Source organism: Streptomyces sp. NPDC047061, from assembly GCF_040643955.1.
In the GTDB taxonomy this organism is placed as follows: domain Bacteria; phylum Actinomycetota; class Actinomycetes; order Streptomycetales; family Streptomycetaceae; genus Streptomyces.
This window is the reverse complement of sequence record NZ_JBEYVI010000052.1, coordinates 1-20,759: the sequence shown is the minus strand read 5'-3', so window position 1 is coordinate 20,759 and position 20,759 is coordinate 1. Positions and strand designations below refer to the sequence as shown.

Annotated in this window: 14 protein-coding genes; 11 read left to right on the top strand and 3 right to left on the bottom strand. The window is 75.0% G+C overall.

The genetic code is table 11. The features are described from left to right. The first annotated feature begins 127 nt into the window (after positions 1-127). Positions 128-1,507, top strand: a complete 1,380-nt coding sequence (locus ABZ887_RS44425; protein ID WP_361304003.1) for a carboxypeptidase regulatory-like domain-containing protein — start codon at positions 128-130, stop codon at positions 1,505-1,507. Positions 1,508-1,583: 76 nt separating this feature from the next. Here ABZ887_RS44425 and ABZ887_RS44420 read toward each other — a convergent pair whose 3' ends face one another. The 3 genes from ABZ887_RS44420 to ABZ887_RS44410 all read right to left on the bottom strand — a co-directional run bounded on the left by ABZ887_RS44420 (position 1,584) and on the right by ABZ887_RS44410 (position 7,171). Next, complete coding sequence (locus ABZ887_RS44420) at positions 1,584-2,624, bottom strand: MASE1 domain-containing protein (RefSeq protein WP_361303877.1); 1,041 nt, start codon at positions 2,622-2,624, stop codon at positions 1,584-1,586. 102 nt (positions 2,625-2,726) lie between these two features. Next, positions 2,727-4,061, bottom strand: a complete 1,335-nt coding sequence (locus ABZ887_RS44415; RefSeq protein WP_361303874.1) for a GAF domain-containing SpoIIE family protein phosphatase — start codon at positions 4,059-4,061, stop codon at positions 2,727-2,729. Between the two features lie 335 nt (positions 4,062-4,396). After that, entirely contained in the window at positions 4,397-7,171 is a 2,775-nt protein-coding gene (locus ABZ887_RS44410; RefSeq protein WP_361303871.1) for a LuxR family transcriptional regulator, read from the bottom strand. A 194-nt stretch (positions 7,172-7,365) separates the two neighbouring features. Between ABZ887_RS44410 and ABZ887_RS44405 the strand changes: the two genes are divergently transcribed. The 10 genes from ABZ887_RS44405 to ABZ887_RS44360 all read left to right on the top strand — a co-directional run bounded on the left by ABZ887_RS44405 (position 7,366) and on the right by ABZ887_RS44360 (position 20,659). Continuing rightward, positions 7,366-10,209, top strand: coding sequence for an AAA family ATPase (locus tag ABZ887_RS44405; RefSeq protein WP_361303868.1), 2,844 nt, complete (start codon positions 7,366-7,368; stop codon positions 10,207-10,209). Positions 10,210-10,240: 31 nt separating this feature from the next. Next, on the top strand, positions 10,241-11,212 hold the full coding sequence (locus ABZ887_RS44400; RefSeq protein WP_361303865.1) for an alpha/beta hydrolase: 972 nt from the start codon (positions 10,241-10,243) through the stop codon (positions 11,210-11,212). Between the two features lie 74 nt (positions 11,213-11,286). Further along, positions 11,287-12,315, top strand: coding sequence for a helix-turn-helix domain-containing protein (locus tag ABZ887_RS44395; protein WP_361303862.1), 1,029 nt, complete (start codon positions 11,287-11,289; stop codon positions 12,313-12,315). Further along, positions 12,309-13,265, top strand: a complete 957-nt coding sequence (locus ABZ887_RS44390) for a helix-turn-helix domain-containing protein (protein WP_361303859.1) — start codon at positions 12,309-12,311, stop codon at positions 13,263-13,265. The genes ABZ887_RS44395 and ABZ887_RS44390 overlap by 7 nt, the downstream gene beginning before the upstream one ends. A gap of 109 nt (positions 13,266-13,374) precedes the next feature. Then, positions 13,375-14,298: a glyoxalase gene (locus ABZ887_RS44385; protein WP_361303856.1), complete on the top strand. Its 924-nt coding sequence runs from the start codon at positions 13,375-13,377 to the stop codon at positions 14,296-14,298. Positions 14,299-14,319: 21 nt separating this feature from the next. Further along, positions 14,320-15,681, top strand: a complete 1,362-nt coding sequence (locus ABZ887_RS44380; RefSeq protein ID WP_361303853.1) for a cytochrome ubiquinol oxidase subunit I — start codon at positions 14,320-14,322, stop codon at positions 15,679-15,681. Continuing rightward, complete coding sequence (locus ABZ887_RS44375; RefSeq protein ID WP_361303850.1) at positions 15,674-16,987, top strand: cytochrome d ubiquinol oxidase subunit II; 1,314 nt, start codon at positions 15,674-15,676, stop codon at positions 16,985-16,987. Before ABZ887_RS44380 ends, ABZ887_RS44375 begins: the two co-directional genes overlap by 8 nt. Continuing rightward, entirely contained in the window at positions 16,984-18,705 is a 1,722-nt protein-coding gene (locus ABZ887_RS44370) for an ATP-binding cassette domain-containing protein (protein ID WP_361303847.1), read from the top strand. The genes ABZ887_RS44375 and ABZ887_RS44370 overlap by 4 nt, the downstream gene beginning before the upstream one ends. Continuing rightward, on the top strand, positions 18,702-20,198 hold the full coding sequence (locus ABZ887_RS44365) for an ATP-binding cassette domain-containing protein (protein WP_361303844.1): 1,497 nt from the start codon (positions 18,702-18,704) through the stop codon (positions 20,196-20,198). Before ABZ887_RS44370 ends, ABZ887_RS44365 begins: the two co-directional genes overlap by 4 nt. After that, on the top strand, positions 20,195-20,659 hold the full coding sequence (locus tag ABZ887_RS44360; RefSeq protein ID WP_361303841.1) for a DUF5709 domain-containing protein: 465 nt from the start codon (positions 20,195-20,197) through the stop codon (positions 20,657-20,659). Before ABZ887_RS44365 ends, ABZ887_RS44360 begins: the two co-directional genes overlap by 4 nt. Positions 20,660-20,759 lie beyond the last annotated feature (100 nt).

Below are 20,759 nucleotides of genomic sequence, written 5' to 3'. Positions count from 1 at the left end.
ACTGCAATAATCCATTACGATGACTGCTCTCAGTCGTACGCCGGACGGGACCCGCTCCGGTCGTCCCCGGCGCATTGGAGTTCCCGTGGCGGAACGGACAGAACGATCCAGGGGCCAGTCCGTGGCCATGACCCTGGCCGAGGCCCTGTGGTTCCCGGTGTGCCTGTTCCTGGGCATGCTGTTCTTCTTCGCGCCCGCTCTGCACGCACCGCAGCCGCACCATGTGAAGGTCGCGGTGGCCGATCCCGCGGTGGCCGGGCGGGTCGACAGCGCGCTGGGCACCAGGGTGCCCGGCGGGTTCGACGTCACCGCGGTCGCCGACGGACCGTCGGCCCGGCAGTCGGTGCTCGACCGGGACACGGCGGCGGGTTTCCGCCAGGACCGGCTCCACGCGGTGCTCTACGTGGCGAAGGCCAACGGCGGCTCCCTGGAGCAGGCCCTGACCCGGACGTTCACCCAGGTCGCCGCCGAGAGCCACCGGCATCTGACCGTCGTCGACGTGGCGCCCACCGAACAGAAGGACGAGCTGGGCACCACCCTGCTGTACTTCGCCCTGGCCTGGAGCATCCCTGCCTACGTGCTGGCGACCACGCTGCTGCGTGCGGTGACCTTCGGCCGGCGCGGGAAGCTCCTCACCATCGCCGGTGTGGCCGCCGGGTACAGCGTCGTCGGCTTCTACGTCGGCGTGTGGCTGGGCTACCTGCCCGACAGGCCGGCGGCCATGGGGGTGTCCTTCCTGCTCACCACGGCGGTGGCGACGGCCGCCTCGGGGCTCGCCCCGTTCGTCCGGCAGTTCTTCCCGGCCGTGGCCATGGGGCTGTTCATCGTGATGAGCATCCCGACCAGCGGCGGCGCCGTGCCCGCGCCGATGCTGCCGATGTTCTTCCAGCACGTCCGCGCGGCGATGCCGCTGGCCAACGGCCTGGACGCGCTGCGCGGCGTCCTCTACTTCGACGGCGCCGGAGTGCTGGAGCCGGTCCTGGTCCTCTGCGCCTGGTTCGCGGGCGGCGTCGCCCTGCTCGGGCTCGACCTCCGGCTGCACCGGCGCAGGACCGGGGCGCAGGCCGGGGGAGCCGGGGAGGCGGACGACGGCGACGGGCGGAGCGAGCTCGTCGAGGAACCCCCGGTCGAGGACCCGTCCCTGGAGACGCCCAGGCCGGCGGCGCTCCCGGTGCACGCGCACCACTTCGGGGAGCAGGTGCCGGTGCTCACCGGCCGGGTCCAGGACCGCGAGGGCCGCCCGGTCCGCGGCGCCGCGGTGACCGTCATCGACGCGCGGGGACGCCAGCTCGTGCGCAGCGTGACCGACGAGACCGGTGAGTACGCCGCGACCGGCCTTCCCGAGGGGTACCTCAGCATCGTGGTCTCGGCGCCCGGCCTGCATCCGATGGTGCACCAGACGCTGCTGCAGAGCGGGATGACGGCCCGGGCCGACTTCGCCCTGCACGGCAGGCTGCCGCACGGACGTCACGCCAAAGCGGTGCACGTGGTCGGCCCGCCGGTGTGACGGAGACGAGCGGCCGACCCGCCGGTGTGACCGAGAAGAGCGGCCGACCCGCCACCGTTCCGTGGGGCGCGTGCGGTCACGGCGGTCTTCCGGGGCGTCCCCCGGGCTCCTCCCCGTCGACCTCGGTGCCGGCGTCGTCGGTGCCGGCACCGTCGGGGGGCAGTGCGGGGTAGCCGCCCGCGGCGAGTCTGGCCACCATCGCGGCGAGCTGCCCACAGGCTCGGGCGATCTCCCGCTGCGTCGCGTTGCGCTCGCTGACGGCCGCCGCGACGAGCAGTGCGGTGAGCGCGGAGGAACCGTTGAACGCCTGCAGGGTGATCATGTCGGTGAGGAGGTCGTGACCGGCGAACGGACCGGCGCCCCGGGCGGCCGCGACGACCGCGAAGGTCGACACGGCCAGGGCGCAGGGCGCCGCCCCGGCCAGCTGGAAACGGAAGGCCGCCCAGATCAGCAGCGGGAAGCCGAGGAACATGAGCGGCGTGCTGCCGGTCTCCAGGAGGCCGACGCCGTAGGTGGCCGCGACGAGCAGCAGCGCCTCCACCCAGCGGGAGACCGGAACGTCCCTCGGCCGGTGTGCCGAGCGCAGCGCGAGCAGGACCGGCGTCACCACCAGGACGCCCATCGCGTCGCCGGTCCACCAGACCGACCAGGTGGGCCAGAACCGGCCCGCGGTCAGCGCACCGGCGAGGGCCAGGGTCGCGCTGCCCGTCGTCGAGCTGACCAGCATCCCGGTGAACGCACCGAGGAAGATCAGGGCGAGCGCGTCCCGCAGCCGGTCCAGTCCGAGACGGAACCCCGTACGGCGGAGCAGGGCGTACGAGCACACGGGCGCCAGGGTGTTGCCCGCCGCGATCCCGATGACGGCCCACGCCGACGGTCCGAGGGAGACGTTGACCAGGAGTGCGCCGATCGCGATCCCCGGCCAGACCCGCGGCCCGCGCAGGAGCAGGCCCGCCAGGGCGATGCCGGTCGGCGGCCACAGCGGGGTGACCTGGCCGCGCACCAGTTGCAGGAGGAGCCCCAGCCTCGCCGAGCCGTAGTACAGCGCCGCGACGACGAGGATGTCCAGAGCGGCCACACCGCCGCGCCGGAGCCGTTCACGCCGGGCGACAGTCATCGGGCGACCTCCGCGTCGACACCGCCCCGAGATCCATCATCCGCCGGATCCCTCCGATCCTCCATGGCACCGCTGAGCTGGACGTTCGGCGGCGCCGCCGGGTCAGGCGCACGGGGTGCGCAGGGCGAGCACGGCCATGTCGTCGTGGCCGTCGCTCGGATGGTGGTCGGCCAGTGCCCGGACGAACTCCGCCAGCGGCAGGTCGGCGTACGCGGTGGCGAGACCGGTGAGTTCGTCGAGGCTCGCGTCGATGGGCCGGTCCGGGCGCTCGATCAGCCCGTCCGTGAAGAAGACCAGCGTGGCGCCCGGGGGCACGAAGCGGGAGTGGTCGGGGCGGGGCTGCTCGGAGTCGACCCCGAGGGGCAGCCCCGGCTCGACGAACAGGTACTCGGCCTGGTGCCCGGGGGTGATGAGCAGTGGTGGGACGTGTCCCGCGCTGCTCCACCGCAGCCGCCAGCCCGGCCCGTCCGGCTCGATGCGTGCCAGGGTCGTGGTGGTGACGGGATTCTCGGTGATGGCCTGCAGGGTGCGGTCGAGCTGGGCGAGCACCGCACCGGGCGGCCCGCCCCCTTCGTACAGCAGCGCGCGCAGCATGTTGCGGATGGAGGCCATGGCGGCCGCGGCCCGCAGATCGTGACCGACCACGTCGCCGATGACGACGGCCACGACGTTGTCGGGCAGGGGGATCGCGTCGTACCAGTCCCCGCCGAGCCGACTGGGTTCGGCGGCCGGCCGGTAGACGGCGGCGGCGGTGAAGGGCCGCAGGTCGGGCAGCTTGGGCAGCAGCAGGCGCTGGAACTGCTCGGCTCCGATACGCACCCGTTCGAACAGGCGGACGTTCTCGATCGCGATGCCGGCCGCGCCGGCCAGGGCGACGACGACGCTCTCGTCGTGGGCGTCGAAGGGCCGTCCGTCGCGGCGCTCGGACAGGTAGAGGTCACCGTAGACCTCGCCGCGGACGCTGATGGCGACGCCGAGCAGGGTGCGCAGGTGCGGATGGCCGGGCGGGAATCCGACGGACGACGGATGGGCCGTGATGCGGTCGACCCGCAGGGGCTCGGGGTGACGGATCAGGTGCCCGAGGACTCCCAGACCGCGCGGGAACTCGGTCCGGGCCAGGTCGGCGTGTTCCTGCGCGGACAGGCCGGCGGAGATGAACTGCTCCAGGTGGTCTCCCGACTCGTCCAGTACTCCCAGTGCCCCGTAGCGGGCGCCCACCAGGTCCATGGCGGTGGTCACGATGCGGTCCAGCACCGCGGGCAGTTCGACCTCGCGGCTGATGGCCACCACCGCGTCCAGCAGGCCCTGCAGCCGGTCCATGGCGGTCAGCAGGGCGTGCAGCTGCTCGTCGATCCGCCCCAGCTCGGAGCGCAGACGCAGCTGCAGCTCGGGGAGGTGGGGCTCCCTCTCGGGTCTCCCGTCCCCGGTTCCTGACATCACGGGTGTCCGGTGGCGGAAGGTCCGGTCGCGGTCACCCTCGGCCGACGATCGTCGCTCCGCATCGACGTCGTCGGGTCCGCCCACATGATCGAGCGGTGCATTCCGGCCTCCTGGCGCGTCCCTGCGCCACCGGTCCACCGTGGCCACAGCAAGAACGGATAAACAGTCTATAAGGTTATTTATCGGATCCTGGCATGGCACGTCCAGGCGACGGCGCCTGCTCCGGTGAGCAGCGGGCGCCGGCCTTCGACGCCGCGGCGGGCTCGATTCCGGCTGGATCCGTCGACGACGCCCTGTGCGACCGGCCCGCCACGGCCGTGCCCAGGGCCGGATCAGCCCTGGTCCTCCTGCGTGAGGGTGTCCCGGAGCTGGGCTCGGGCCGTGATGCCGAGCTTGGGGAAGACCTTGTGCAGGTGGTAGCCGACCGTACGGGGGGAGAGGTAGAGGCGGGCCGCGATGTCGCGGTTGGTCAGACCCTGGGCGGCCAGCTCGGCGATCTGGCGTTCCTGCGGCGTGAGTTCACCGGCGGGAGCGGGGGCCGTCGCCGCCCCGGCGGCCCGCAGCTCCGCCTTCGTGCGCTCGGTCCAGGGGCGGGCGTCCAGGCGCTGGAAGCACTCCAGGGCCGCGCTCAGGTGCGGACGGGCCTCGGCGCTGCGCCGGCGCCGGCGCAGCCACTCGCCGAAGTCGAGGTGGGCAAGGGCCTTTTCGAAGGGCCAGCAGTCGGTGGCCGGGTCGTCGAGGGCGGCGCGGAAGTGCTGTTCGGCTTCGTCGGCGTCGGTCAGCAGGGCGGTGGCCCGGTGCAGTACGGCGGCCAGGCGCGGGGAAGGGTCGGGCATCAGGTCCTGCCGCGCGGCGGCGGCCACCGTGCGCGCGTCGTCCGCCCGCCCGGCGCGGACCGCCGCGGCCGCGAGGTCGCCCAGGTAGTAGAGCGAGGCGTGGTAGTGGACGGGCGCCGGGCGGAAGTCCCGGGTGAACGTCGCACGCAGGTGTTCGTAGGCGTCCGCGTGGTCGCCGGCGACGAACGCGGCCATCCCCATGGCGTGCCGGTGGCGCACCTGAAGACTCAGCGACCTCCGCAGGTCCACGCCCCGTACGGCGTGCAGCGCCTCGGTCCGGGCGGTCGCGGGGTCGCCCTGGAGTGCGCGCAGGGTGGCCCGCAGGATGCCGGCACCCACGGTCACGTTGTCCGCCCCCGCCTCCGTCGCCATCCAGAACGCCTCGTGCGCCGCCTCCTCGGCCGCCGTCCACGAGCCGTTCTCGAACAGGGCCAGGGCGAGTGCCTGGGTCACGGTCGCGTTCGTGCCCGCGCTGCCGGCCCGCCGCAGGAGGTCCATGGTCAGCCCGAGGATGCGTACGGCCTGCTCGGTCTCGTCCAGGATCCAGGTCGCGCCGCCCAGCGCGGTGAGGTTGCCGAGCGACTCCTCCTGCGCCAGGGCGGCCAGCCCCTCCGTCAAGTGCCGTGTCAGAAGCGGCCGTTCGTGAACGGGATCGACGACCGCCCGGGCCCAGGCACGGCCGGCGGGGTCGCCGTCCCCGTCGATCAGAGCGCCGATCCGGTCGAGTTCGGCGCGGTAGTGGGGGGCGCCGGAGTTGTAGACGGACGTGGCTGCGGTGCTCAGAGCGCCGAGGGCGAGCTCCGGAGCCGAGCCGGCGGTGGCCTCGGCGACGCCCAACAGGAGAGTCAGCGCCTCCTCGTGACGGAGCGTCACCCCGAGGGCCCAGCCGCCCAGCAGCGAGGCCTCGGCACGCAGCCGGGGATCCTCGGTCATCCCGCCGACGCGGCCGCTCAGCTCCCCGACCCACTGCGGATGACCCGCGAACATCGCGGCCTGCGCGGCCGCCAGCAGCCGCCGCGCACGCAGCTCCGGCTCCGGGGTCAGCTCGGCGGCGCGTTCCAGCGAGGTCGCGGCCGCCGCGTAGCCGCCCCGGCCCCGGGCCCGTTCGGCGCTCTCCGCGAGGGCGTCGGCGACCTCCGCGTCCTGACCGGTCGCCGCGGCCGCCAGATGCCAGGCCCGCCGGTCCGGCTCGTCGGCCAGCGCGGCGGCCAGGGCGAGATGGGCCTGCCGGCGCTCGTGGAAGGAGGCCGCGTGGTAGACGGCCGAGCGCACCAGCGGGTGACGCAGCAGCACCCCGCCGTCCGCCACCCGCACCAGGCCCGCCCGCTCGGCGGGGTCCAGCGCCTGTACGACGTCCAGCTCGGGGGCGGCTCGCATGAGGTCCGTCAGCCGGGCCGGGCCGGCCGCGGCCGCGAGGAGCAGAGCCGCCCGGGTGGGTGCCGGCAGACCGGGCAGGTCGGCGGCGAACAGGTTCTCCAGACGCGCGGTGAGCGGCAGCGTGGCACCCCCGGCGCCGCCGGCCCCCATGTCCCCGGCCCGGCCCCGGGCCAGGGCGCGGGGCAGCTCGATCAGGGCCAGCGGATTGCCGGCCGCCTGCCGGAGGATCTCGGCCCGTGCCTTGCCGCGCGGCGGATCCGGCTGCGCGTCCAGGAGCTGCCCGGCCGCGGAACGGTTCAGCGGGCCCAGCGTGATCTGCGGGAAGGCCCGGTCGAAGCGGGCCGGTACGCCGTCCTCGCGAGCGGCGAGCAGCAGCACCACCGGCCTGCCCTCCAGCCGACGGGCGAGGAAGGCCAGTACGTCCACCGAGCCCAGGTCCAGCCACTGGGCGTCGTCCACCAGCAGGAGCTGTGGCCGGCGGGCGGCGGCCTCGGTGATGAGTCCCAGCACGCCGACGCACAGCGACAGCTGATCGAGTTTCAGCTCGTACCCGGCCGCCTCCGGCCCGAAGGCGCGGTCCAGCACCTCCCGTTGCGCCGCGGGCAGACCCTCGCCGGGCAGCAGCGGATGCAGCAACTGGTGCACGCCCGACAGGCCGAGGCCCGCCTCGCCCTCGCTGCCCCGCACCCGCAGGATGCCCAGACCCCGCTCCCGCCCCCGCTCGGCGGCCCGGTCCACGAGGGTGCTCTTGCCCGCCCCCGGCTCCCCGGTCAGCACCAGCACCTGCGGACCGCTGCCGTCCACCGCCCCGAGCAGCCGGTCGAGGCGGCCCAGCTCGGCGGCCCGGCCCAGGATGCCCGGATCGGAGAGGTGGTCGGTGGTGCCGGCGTGCATGAACCGTCCTTGTCGTCGAGCCGCTGATACGGCAATCCTGCCAGCGGCCGGCGGGAGGACCGGAACCGCGGGCTCGCGCGCATCGACCGGGCCGCGGGCGCAGGTGACCGGTCATGTGACAGAAGCGCGCCTCCCCGGTCTCCGCGATGATGGCCCCGGCCAGGGAGAACGCGCACCATCCGGGGAGTACGTGCATGACGGTCCACCCACCCCAGCAGTCCACCACGACCGGCGACGAGCCCGCCGTGCTGGGCCGGGACGGTGAGATCGAGCGGATCCTGCGGTGCGCGACGCGCGAGCCCGGCACACCCCAGACCCTGCTCCTCCTCGGCGCGGAGGGCACCGGGCGTACGACACTGCTCCGGCACGTCCGGGACCGGGCCGGCGCCGAGGGCGTCCTGGTGCTGGCCGCGCAGGGCTGGGCCGAGGACCCGCGGCACGCGCACGCCTGCCTGCAGCAGCTGCTGACGCCGCCGGTGCGGGACGAGCTGGCCGCCCTGCCCGCCGGCCGGCAACGGGCGCTGACGGCCGTACCGCCGGCCGACGCCCCGGCGGACGAGGCCGAGCTGCACGCGGCGGTGACGGCGCTGCTGGACCGGCTCGCCGGGGCCGGTCCGGTGCTGGTGTGCGTGGACGACGCCGACCTGTGCGGCCGCGCCTTCCCGGAGGCGCTGTTCGCCGCGGTCCGGCAGCTGACCGGCCGTGCGCTCACGGTGCTGCTCGCCGCACGCCACGAGGCCGCCCTGCCCGGTCCGCCGCCCGGCACCGAGACCCTGCGACTGGGCCCGCTGAGCGGCCCCGCGGCCGCGGCCCTGCTCGACCGGCAGCCGGCGGCGCCCACCGGCCGGCACCGGCTGGAGATCCTCGCCGAGGCCGAGGGCAACCCGCTGGCCCTCGTGGAACTGGGCCGCGGTGCGCCGGGCCCCGCCACCCCGGTGCGGCACACGCACGTCTTCGGCGTACGGGTCGACGCGCTTCCCGCCGAGACCCGCCGGGCCCTGCTGTACGCGGCGGCCGCGGGGCCCGGCGGGACCGTCGCCGCGGTCATGGCCGCCCTCGGCACCGGCGACCTGGCGGTGTGGGCGCCGGCGGAGGCGGCCGGACTGATCGCGCTGGCCGAGGACCGGTTCGACTTCGGGCATCCGCTGGCCCGCTCGGCCGCCTACCTCGGGCGCCCGGCCGGTGAGCGCCAGCAGGCCCACCGGGAGCTCGCCAGGGTCGCCGTGCAGTCCGACGTCAGGGCCCGGCACCTGGCCGCCGCCACCGTGGGCGCCAACGCGTTCGTCGCCGCCGCCCTGGAGGTCTCCGCCTGGCGGCGCGGGGACGCGGTGGAGGCCGCACGCGCCCTGGAACAGGCGGCCCGGCTCAGCCCACGGCCGCCGGAACGCGCCCGCCGACTGGCCGAGGCCCTCACCGCGGCCCACGCGACGGGCGACCCCGGCTGGGTCCGCGAACTGCACGAACGGCTCGTCCGGGAAGGGGCCGAGCCGGAGTTCGGCTGCGCCGCGGCCGGTGCGCTGGCCTCCGCGCTCTCCCACGAGTCGGCCCAGCGCGAGGCCTTCGCGCTGCTGGCCGACGCCTCGGAGCACTTTCCCGCCGTCGACCGGTCCCTCGCCCTCGCCCTCGCCGGCCTGGCGGCGGGCATCGCCGCCCAGTCCGGGCTGCCGGAGCACACGGCGGCCCTGCCCGCTCTGCTCGACCGGGCCCGGCAAGCCGAGGCGTCCGGGCGGTGGCGGCCCGCCACGGCCGGACCGCTGGCCCGCCTGGACACCCCGCACACCCGGCAGGCCATGGCCGCACTGGTCACCGCGGTCGCCCGGCCACGCTCCGCCACCGGCGCCCCACCCGCCCTCGGCCGCTCGCACCATGCCGCCCCGCCCGACGCCTCCACCACCACGCCCGCCTTCACGCACGGCACCGTGCCCGCCATCACGCACGGCACCACGCCCGCCCCCGCAGCCCACGCGGTCCTCGCCGCGGTCGCCCACCAGGCCGACGAGGCGGACGTGGACCTGGGGCAGTCGCGGACCGCCGACGAACGGCTGCGCGGCGCCCGCGCCTTCGGGCTGCGCGGCTGGTCGGTGCTCCCGCTGGTGGACACCCTCCTGGCCACCGGGCGGTTCGCGGAGGCCGGCAGCGTGATCGAGGACGCCCTGACGGAGGCCGCGGTGCTGCGGCTGCCGCGCCTGCGGGCCGACCTGGAGACGCAGGCGCTGACCGTACGGGCGCTGCGCGGCGCCCTGCCGCCGGAGCCCTGGTTCACCCCCTCCGTGTGGCGGGCCGTCTGCCTGGACGAGAACCGGGCCACCCATGCCCGGCTGCTGCGCGCCCGCGGACTCGCGTCCGTCGCCCGCGGCGACATGGAGGACGCCTGGCGGCAGCTGCGCGGCCTGTTCACCGCCGACGGCTCGCCCCTGCACCCCTTCCTGTCCGCGCGGGCCGTCGCCGAACTCGCCGTCGCCGCCCAGCGCACCGGACGGTCGGCCGAGGCGCTGCCGATCCTGGAACGGGTCCGCGCCGAGCAGGGGGACCGCCCGAGCACCCGGATGACGCTGCTCCTGCACCACGCCACCGCCCTGGTCGGCCGGGACTGCGGGGCCGAGCAGCACTTCCAGCTCGCGCTCGTCAACCACGGGGCGAACCGCTGGCCCTGGGAGTGCGCCCACGTCCGCCTCAACTACGCGATCTGGCTGCGCCGTTGCCGCCGTACCCTGGAGGCGCGCCAGCAGCTGACCGAGGTCCTGGAGACCGCCGAACGCCTCGGCGCCGGCACCCTCGCGGCCGCCGCAGGCAGCGAACTGCGCGCCAGCGGTGCGGCCCCCGCCCCGGCGGACGCGGCGGACGCGGGTCTGCTGGAGCAACTGACCGCGCAGCAGCAGCAGATCGTCCAGCTCGCCGCGCGCGGCCTGTCGAACCGGGAGATCGGCGAGCGGCTCTTCCTGTCACCGCGTACCGTCGGCTCGCACCTGTACAACGTGTACCCCAAGCTCGGCATCAGCAGCCGCCATCAGCTCCGTGACCTGGTGGAGGACCGGTGAGGGCAACCGGGGGCCGGCCGGCGGAACGCCCATGACGCCCGGAGCACCGGGGCCGGGTACCGCCGTCGTCCTCGACCCCGTGGTGCAGCGCCTGGTCAGCGCCGCCGCTGTGCCGCCCGCCCTCGACGACCTCGGCCCGGACGCGGCGCGGCAGGCGCTGCGGGAGAGCCAGGCCGACCGGTTCGAGGACTTCGACGTGGACGCGGCCTTCCACGTGGCGCCCGTCGGCCCCGCGCGGCTGCTCGGCTTCTGGACCGTACGCCCGGCCGGGGCGCGGGGCCCGCTCCCGGCCCTGCTGTACCTGCACGGCGGCCGGTGGGCGCTCGGCGACGCCCAGACCCACGCCCGGCTGATCAGCGAACTCGTCACCGGCGCCGGGGTGTGCGCCGTCGTCCCCGAGTACAGCCGCGCCCCCGAGGCCCGTTACCCGGTGGCGCTGGAGGAGTGCTACGCCCTGCTGGCCTGGTCGGTCACCCAGGCCGACGCGCTCGCGCTGGACCCCGGCAGGCTGGCGGTGGCCGGCGACTGCGCGGGCGCCACGCTGGCGTCCGCCGTGACCATGCTGGCGAAGACCCGGCACGGGCCGCGGATCAGCGCGCAACTGCTCTACTACCCGCTCACCGACGACCGCTGCGACAGCCCCTCGCAGCACTGGTTCGCCACCGGCCACCTGCTCACCCGCCGTGCCCTGCGCGACTACTGGCAGCGGTACGTCGCCAACCCGGCGCACCGGAGCGAGCCCACCGCGGCTCCGCTGCGGGCCCGCCCGGAGGAGCTGGCGGGGCTGCCGCCGGCCCTGGTCGTCACCGCCGAGGCCGACGTGGCCCGGGACGAGGGCGAGCAGTACGCGCGGCGGCTGTCCGAGGCCGGCGTCGAGACGCTGTCCGTACGGTTCCTCGGGACCATCCACGACTTCGTGGCGCTGCACGCCCTCGCCGACAGCGCGCCCACCCGGGCGGCGCTGCTGACCGGTTGCGCCTTTCTCCGTGCCCGTTTGCGGTGACGGGGCCCGGCACCCGCCGATGACCAGTCGGCCGACTGATGCGCCGGTACCGGTCGCCCGGTGAGGCTGGCGGCATGGCAACCGCGATCGGCTCCCACGAGGAGAGACGCCGGCCTCCGACCGGCACGACGAGCGAGCGGAACAGGGTGCTGACCACGCGCTCGGTTCCGCCGGAGGAGAGCCTGGAGTACTGGCACGACGCCGTGTTCGACACCCTGGTGGGGATGGACATCGCCGCCGAGGGCGGTACCTACGACGCCACCCTGCGCACCGACCGCCTCGGGGACCTGCGGATCACCACGGTGGAGGCCGACCCCGGCCGGGTCCACCGGGCGCCCAGGTTCATCGCCCGCGGCGACGGCCGGGAGGTCTTCGTGGCCGTCCAGAGCACCGGCCGCGCCCGGGTCGAACAGGACGGCCGCAGCACCGAGCTGCGGACCGGCGACATCGGGTTCTTCGAGACCCTCCGCCCCTTCCGCACCACCTTCCCGGACCGCTTCCGGCTGAAGATCTTCGCGGTACCCCGCTCGCTCCTCGAACTGTCGGAGGCCGACGTACGGCAGCTCACCGGCCGCGCGGTCCACCCGGACGACGGACTCCCCGCGCTGCTCGGGCCGCTGCTGGAACGGCTCGCGGACACCTCCGCGTCGTACACCGCACCGGCGGCCGAGCGGCTGGCCGAGAGCGTCGTCGACCTGGTGGCGGCCACCGCCGCGGACCAGCTCGGGGCGGAACCCGCCGACCTGCCCGGCGCCGACGGCGTGCTGCTGCTGCGCATCAGGACGTACATCCGCTGGCACCTGTCGGACCCCGCGCTGACCCCGACCGCCATCGCCCGGGTGCACGGCATCTCGGTGCGCTATCTGCACCGGCTGTTCCAGGCCGAGGGCACCACCGTCTGCCAGTGGATCCGCGACCTGCGGCTGCGCGAGTGCCGCCGGGAACTCGCCGCCCGCCCGGCGGGCTCGGTCAGCCTCGGCCAGGTCGCCCGGCGCTGGGGGTTCACCAGCGCGGCCGGGTTCGGCAAGGCCTTCCGCAGCTCCTTCGGGCTGTCCCCGACGGACTGGCTGGACCGGGCGCGCACGGACGGTCCGCCGTGCTGACCGCGGTGTCCTGCGCCACCCGGGACCTGGCCCCCGGCGACCGCCTCGACGCCTGGCAGCGCGTCCTGTCCCGGACCTTCGTGGACGTCGAGGTCACCGTGGACCGGGACCGCCCGTGGACCGGTGAACTGGCCGCCCGGCGGCTCGGCGCCCTCCAGATCGCCACCGAGGACTTCGGCCCCGGCACGATCCTGCGCGGCGCCCGCACGGCCGCCGCCGATCCCCGCACCCACATCCTGGTCCGCCGCCAGCTGACCGGCACCGCCCTGCTGCTCCAGGACGGCCGCACCGCCGAACTCCACCCCGGCGGCCTGGCCTTCCACGATGCGCGGCGCCCGTTCCGGATCGTGCTCCCCGAGCGGCAGCGGGCCCGGATCCTCATGGTGCCCCGCGCCCTGCTGCGCCTGGAGGAACGGCAGCTGCACGCCCTCACGGCGACGGCGGTGGAGGAGGCCGAAGGGGGTGCGGCGGCCCTGCTGCTGCCGCTGCTCGACGGACTCGTCGACGAGGTCCCCCGGGTCGCTGCGGCCCGGCGCGAACAGCTGGCCCGGACCGTCGTGGACATCCTCGCGACCGTGGCCCTGGAGCGGATCGGCGGGCCGCCCGAGTCGGCCCTGTGGGAGCGGATCACGGCGTCCGTCCGGGCCCGGCTCGGCGACCCCGGACTCGCCCCGCAGGACATCGCCGACCAGCACGCCATCTCGCTGCGCTACCTGCACCGGCTCTTCCAGCGCCAGGGCACCACCGTGGGCGCCTGGGTCCGGGCGCGCCGGCTTGAGGCGGCCCACGCGGAGCTGGCCCTGCCCGGTGCCGCCCACCGGTCGATCGCCGCGGTGGCCGCCCGCTGGGGCTTCGCCAGCCCCTCCCACTTCAGCCGGGCGTTCCGCGAGACGTACGGGATGTCGCCGGCGCAGTGGCGGCGGGCTGCGGGCGCGGTCCGGGCGGACTGACACCGCGGCTGTTCCCTGAGGGACCGCACCCCGGGCGCTCTCGGAACGATCGCCCCCGCCCGCCCCGCCTACCGTCCGGAGCACCGGGTTTCGGCAGAGAGGGACACGCATGAAGCGCAAGGCGATGGCATGGACTCTCCCCACGCTGCTGGTGGCGCTGAGCGTGGTGGGCGCCGGTGCCCCGTCCTCGGCCCGCAGCGGCACCGGCGCCCGGGCCTCGACCACCGCGGTCGGCCCCCAGTACGACACCACCCACGTGTACGTCACCCCCGGCCAGGAGGACGCCTTCGCGGACAGCTGGGTGGCGACCTTCGGCGGCACCCACACCGCGAAGGTCGTCACGGACGTCACCCCGACCCCCAGCGAGACCGAGTCGGAACTGGTGCTCTCGCCCGTCGGGACCCTGTCCGTCTTCGACTTCAGGACCCCGGTGCCGTATCCGTTCGGCGGCGAACGCACCGGCTGGCTCATGAGCGACTTCGACCGGGGCGTCCGGCTGGCCCGGCAGAGCGGCGCGGACGTCGTCGTGGCACCGTTCGACGACCCGATCGGGAAGGACGCGGTCGTCCAGTTCCCGGGCGGGATCGACGCCCAGCTGTACTGGCACACCAAGGCCCCCTCGTACGCGCCCCTGGCGACCGTGCCCGACAACCGGGTCTATCTCACCCCGGACTCGGCGTCCGCCTTCCTCCGTTCCTACCTGCGGTTCACCGGCGGCCGGATCGTCTCCGACGACCGTACGGCGGACGGTGGCGACCTCGGGCTGCCCGGGAAGAGCTACCGCCGTATCGCCCTGACCTCGCCGTTCGGCAACACGGTCGTCAGCGTCACCGACGGCCACCTGCCCTACCCGTTCGGACGGGAGACCACCGGCTATGCGGTCGAGGACCTCACGGCCACCCTGCACAAGGCCGAGGCGGCGGGCGCGCGGGTCCTGTGGGGCCCGTACGACGGCAAGGGCCGTGACACCGCGATGGTGCAGTTCCCCGGCGGTTACGTCGCCGAACTCCACCAGGGCGGCAGCACCCGCTGACCGAACTCCTGGAGACCCCTCATGGCCTCGTCCTCCGTCGTGGAGCTGTCGCGCTGGCAGTTCGCGATCACGGCGATCTTCCACATGACCTTCCCGGCGCTCACCGTCGGCCTGTCCCTCCTCCTCGCGGTCGCGTACACCGTGTACGTCCGCACCGGCAACCCGCTCTACCTGCAGATCTTCCGCTTCTGGAAGAAGATCTTCGCCGTCGGCTTCGGTCTCGGCGTGGTCGCCGGCACCGTGATGACCTTCGAGTTCGGCCTCAACTGGGGCATCTACGCCCACGCGGTCGGCCCGGTCATCGGCGTCACCATCGGCATGGAGGTGATCACCGCCTTCTTCCTGGAGGCCGGTTTCATCGGGATCATGCTGTACGGCGACGGCCGGGTGAAGCCCCGCACCATGGCGCTGGCCTCCTGGATGGTGGCCGCGGGCACCCTGCTCTCCACCACCTGGATCCTCTCCGCCAACAGCTGGATGCAGGACCCGGCCGGATACACCGAGGTGGACGGCCAGTTCCACGTCACCGACTGGTGGCAGGTGCTCCTCAACCCGGCGTTCAGCTACCGCTTCCCGCACATGCTGATCGCCGTCCTGATCTCCGCGTCCTGGTTCGTCGCCGGCATCAGCGCCTGGTACCTGGTCAAACGCCGGGCGTCCGCGCTGCCGTTCGCCCGCCGTACCCTGTCCGTGGCCCTGGGCGTCCTCGCGATCCTGATGCCCGTCCAGCTCTACGTCGGTGACGCCACCGCCGTCTTCATGGGCGGCCACCAGCCCGCCAAGCTCCAGGCGTTCGAGGGCAACTGGAAGACCGACAACAACGGCTACAACCTGGTCGTCATCCCCGACACGGACAAGGGCGAGAACGACTTCCGCGTCGAGATACCCCACCTCGGCGCCGTCATCGGCCACGACGTGACCGGCCAGGCCAAGGTTCCGGGGCTGTTGCACACCCCGCCCGACGAACGGCCCAACATGTGGAGCGCGTTCTACGGCTTCCGGGCCATGTACTTCACCGCCCTCGCCATGTTCGCCACCGCCTTCGCGGGACTCGTCCTGCGTCTGCGCGGCCGCCTGTTCACCTCGCCGCGCTTCCTGCGCTGGCTGGTCTGGATGACGCCCGCCGGAATCATCGCCATCACCGGCGGCTGGATCACCGCCGAGACCGGCCGCCAGCCCTGGGTGGTCTACGGCAAGCTGCGCACCGCCGACGCCGTCTCCCACCTGAGCCTCACCGAGGCGGCCCTCAGCCTCACCGGGTTCGTCGTGCTCTACGCGACCCTGCTCACCCTCTGGATCCGCTACATCGTCCGCACCGTCAAGGCCGGTCCGGAACCGGTCACGGACCTTCGAACTCCCGCTCCGGAGGCCTCCGTTGTCTGAGTACCTGACCTACGCCCTGGTCCTGCTGTCGCTCGGGGCCTACGTGGTCCTGGACGGCTACGACCTCGGTGTCGGCATGCTGAGCCTCTTCGACCGCGACGAGCGCCGCCGCCGCGAGTACAACGAACTGATCGCCACCGCCTGGGACGCCAACGAGAGCTGGATCATCCTGGCCGGCGTGGCCCTGTGGGCCGGGCTGCCCGGGGCGTACGCGACCGTCCTGCCCGGGGTGTACCCGCCGCTGATCGCCATGCTGTTCGCGGTGATCCTGCGCGGCATGGGCCTGGAGTTCCAGAGCGCGTCCGGCACCTACCGGCGCGGCTGGGGACTCCTCTTCGGCGGGGCCTCCCTCGCCGTGGCCCTCTGCCAGGGCCTGGTGATCGGCGCGGTCCTGTCCGGACTCCCGCAGCAAGGCGGCCACTTCACCGGCGACGCCCTCGCCTGGCTCACCCCCTACAGCGTGCTGTGCGCGCTCGGCCTGGTCTGCGTGTACCTGCTGGCGGGCGCCGCCTGGCTCCAGGACAAGACGGAGGGCACGGCCCACGCGTGGGCGGGGCGGCTCGGCCGTCCGCTGCTCGGCGCGACCGTCGTGGCCGCCCTGGTCCTCGGCTTCGGCCCGGAGGTCGCCGACCCGCAGCACTTCCCCTTCGAACAGCCCCTGCGCGCCGCGCTCTTCTGGCTCGCCGTGGCCGCCGCCGCGGTGTGCGGCGCGGTCGCCTGGTACGGCTTCGGACGGCGGCCGGACTGGCGGCCGTTCGCGGCGGTGCTGGGCGCCGAGGCGGCAGGGCTGCTGGCGCTGGTGGCGGCGACCGTACCGGTCGTCGTACCGCCGTCGCTGACCCTGCACGAGGCGTCCAGCCCGCACGGCTCGCAGGTGTTCCTGGTGGTCGGGGTCGGGCTGTGCATGCCGTTCGTACTGGCCTACAACATCTATGCCTGGTGGGTCTTCCGGGGAAAATTCCGGGAGCCCGAGCGGCAGGCGGCGGCCGCGACGACGGCACCGGACGACCGGTCGGCCGACGGGACGGCCGCACCCTTCACACCCCGGCCGGAGTCCCGGGTCGTCGTCATCGTCCGCCGGACGCTGCTGACCCTGCTCGGCATCCTGCTGGCGGCCGTCTCCCAGGACATCTTCGGCGGCGAGTCCACGTGGGTCGACCCGCTCGGCGTCGCCCTGCTGGCCGGTACCGCGCTCGTCGCCTGGATCCTCGGCGACCGCCGGGCCACGCGACTCGGGGAGTACGACCTGCCCGGCGGCCTTCCCGGTGATCTGCCGGGCGCCCTGCCCGGCGGCGAACGCCCGTGACCGACACCGCCGCCCTGGTGGCGGCGCTCGCCGACGAGGACGGCCGGGGCGCGGCCGAGCGGGCATCCACGCGCCGGCTGCGCGCCTGGGCGCGGATCGGCGAACCGGAGCTGCGCCGGGCGGGCACCCTGCGCGGTCTCGCCCAGCTCGGCACCGTGATCTGGGCGGCGGGCCTCGCCTGGGCGGCCCAACGGGGGCTCGCCGCCCAGCAGTTGCACACCGCCCCGGCGGCCGTCGCGCCGGCCGCCGGGGTCGTGGCCGGCGGCCTGGCGCTGCGCGCCGCGCTGCTGGCGGCGGCCGACCGGGCGGCGGCGACGGGCGCCGCCCGGGTCCGGTCCGCACTGCGCGCCCGGGTCCTGCGCGCGGCCCTGCCGGGGCGGGCACCGTGCGGCGGACTGGCGGACGTCGCCTACGCCGAGGCCCTCGACGCCGAGGTGGCCCGCCTCGACGACTGGCTCACCGACTACGTCCCGGCCCGCCGCGCCATGCTGATCGGCAGCGGTGCCGTCCTCGCCGCCATCGCCCTGCGCAGCTGGTTCGTGGCCCTCCTGCTGGTGCTGGCCACCCCGCTGCTGCCGGCCAACCTCAAGGTCATCGGGATGGGCACGAAGGCGGCCGTACAGGCCCAGCTCGGTGCCGTCCGCACCCTGCACGCCCGGCTCCTGGACCAACTGCGCGGGCTGCCCACCCTGGTCGGGCTCGGCGCGCAGGAGGAGGCGGCGCGGGCTCTGCGCCGGGACGACGAGGAACTCGCCCGCCGCACCACCCTCGTGCTGCGCGTGGCGTTCCTCTCCACCGCCTGGGTGGAACTGCTCATCACCGGCACCCTCGCGGTCGTCGCCACCTACTGCGGCTTGGTGCTGCTGGACTACCTGCGGCTGCCCGGCGTACCCGACCACATGAGCCTGGCCACCGCCCTGTTCGTCCTCACCCTCACCCCCGCCTACTTCGCGCCCGCCCGCGAACTGGCCCGCGGCTATCACGCCCGCGCCCAGGCGGCGGCCGCGGCCGACCTGCTCGCCGGGGCGATGCGGGGTGCGGTCCCCGAGTCCCGGCTCCGCCCGGCCGTCCGCGGTGCCGCCCCGCTGTCCGTCCGCCTGCGCGAGGTGTCCGTGGTCCATGCCGGACGGGCGCGGCCTGCGCTGGACCGGGTCGAACTCGACGTCCGGGCGGGGGAGTTCGTGGTGGTGACCGGCCCCAGCGGTGCCGGCAAGTCCACGCTGCTGTCCGTGGCGGCGGGCCTGCTGGTGCCCGACCGGGGCAGTGCCCTGCACGGGCGCGAGCGGGCAACTCCCGCGCACGTGGCCTGGGTCGGCCAGCCGGGCTTCCTGCTCCCCGGGAGCGTGGGCGAGAACCTCCGGCTCGCCCGACCGGATGCCGATGACTCCGAACTCATCGCCGTTTTCGAGGAATTGGGCTTCCGCGGCCTCCTGGCTGCACTCCCCGACGGCCTCGGCACCCCCGTCGGCGAACGCGGCCACGGCCTCTCCTCCGGCCAGGCGCAGCAACTGGTCTTCGTACGCGCCCTGTTGCGGGACGCGCCGCTGCTCTGCCTGGACGAACCGACGGCTCATCTCGACCCCGGCGCCGAGGCGGCCGTCGCGGACGCACTGAGTCGACTGGCCCGGCACCGGACCGTCCTGCTGGCCACCCACAGCCCGGCTCTGCTCCCCCTCGGGGACCGCCTGCTCACTCTGGACCAGGGAAGGTTCGTATGACCCTGCGCCTGCTGAGAACGGCGGTCCGACGGCGCGACCTGCTGTACGGTCTGCTCCTCGCCGCGGCCGCCGAACTGTCCGCCGCCACCCTGCTCGGCGTGTCCGGCTGGTTCCTCACGGCGTGCGCCCTGGTCACGGTACGGGCCGACACCACCTGGTCCTGGCTGTACCCGTCCGGCGCCGTCCGCGCCCTCGCCCTGTCCCGCACCGGGCTGCGCTACGCGGAGCGCCTGGTCAGCCACCGGGTCCTGCTCGACGCCACGGTGTCCCTCCGGGCCCGGCTGGTGCGCGGCGCCGCGGCCCTGCCGGCACGGCATCTGCGCGCCCTGCGGGACGGGGCCCTGCTGAGCCGGCTCACCGACGACGTCACGACCGTCGGCGCGCTCCCCGCCGACGTCCTGGCCCCCCTCGCGAGCACCGCGGTGACGGCGGCGGTCGTGACCGGGCTGCTGTGGCACGCCGACGCCCGGCTGGGCGCGGCGGAACTGCTGGTGTTCCTGCTCGCCGCCGCGACCGCCGTGGCGACGCACCGGCGTGCGCAGGACGCGGTACGGCGGACGGCGCGCGAGCAGACGGTCGTACGGACCGAACTCCTCGGCGCCCGGGACGCGTTGCCCGAACTGATCTGCCTGGACGCCGCGACACCGGCCAGGGCCCGGATCACGGCGGCGCTGGAGCGGGCCCAGCGTGCCGACGACGACACCCGACGGGCGCTGCGCGCAGGCCGGGCGGCGCTCCGCCTGCTGGGCGCGCTCGGCCAGTGCCTCGTACTGGCCCTCGCCCTGGACCTCGCCGCGACGGCGCAGTCCGTGTCCGCCGCGATCGGTGAGGTCCTGCTGGTCGCCGCCGGATACGAGCTGGTCGAGCAGCTGCCGAGGATCCTGCCGGCGTACGGCCGGGTGCGTGCCGCGGCGCGGCGGCTGGCCCTGCTGGACGCCGTGCCCGGTCCGCCGGCCGACGGGACGGCGGTGGCCTTCGAGGCCGAGCCGGGCACCACCACCCTGGTGACCGGCCCCAACGGCAGTGGAAAGAGCACGCTGCTGGGCCGCCTGGCGGGCCGCGCGACCCCGGGTGACCTGACCCTGGTCGAGGCCGAGGACTGGCTCGCCGACGCGACCGTCGCCGAGAACCTGCGGCTGGCCGACCCGGACGCGGACCCGGAACGGCTCGCCGAGGTGCTGGCCCTGGTCGCCCTGGACGACATCCCGCCGGACTTCCCGGTGGGCCCGAACGGCGCCCGGCTCTCCCAGGGCCAGCGCCGCCGGCTCGCCCTCGCGCGGGCCGTGCTGCGCGACCCGCCGGTCCTGCTGCTGGACGAGCCGACCGCGGGACTCGACCGGACCACCGCCCGCCGCGTCCTGGGCGCCGTCCGCTCGGCCCTTCCCGCCACCGCTTTCGTGATCGCACTGCCCGACCGCGACCACGACCTCCTACCCTTTCCGGTTGACGGCCGGATCGAACTGACGGCCCGAGTGACGATGGAGCGCGTATGACCGACGAGGCGATGGGTGACGAGGTCTACCAGCCGGACGGTTCGGAGGTGCAGGACGACGCCGGTCTGCTGGACGCCTCGGACACCCTGGACTACCGGGCCGGCGAGGAGGCCCTGGACGAGGGCTACTCGCCGCCGGAGCGGCCCTGGGCCGTGGAGCACACCGGGGTGACGGCGGCGGAGGGGCAGCGCGGGGAGACCCTGGACGAGCGCCTCGCCGAGGAGGTGCCGGACATCGGCGTCCCAGAGGGCGACGACCTCGGCGACGCCTGGGACACGGACGGCGAACTCCTCGACGACGAGGTCGGCGACGACCGCGCCGGACGGCTCCTCGCACCCGACGAGGGCGCACACGAGGTCACCGACTCCGACCTGTTCGCCTCCGACCGGGGGCTGGACGGCGCCGGGGCGTCGGCGGAGGAGGCCGCGATGCACGTGATCCCCGACTCCGAGGACTTCTGAGACGACATGTGCGGGGGCGCGGCCCGGCCCGCATCCGCGAACTGTTCGCCGCGGCACCCTGGGCGACCGGCTACGGCATCGCCTGCGGGCTGCCCCCGCA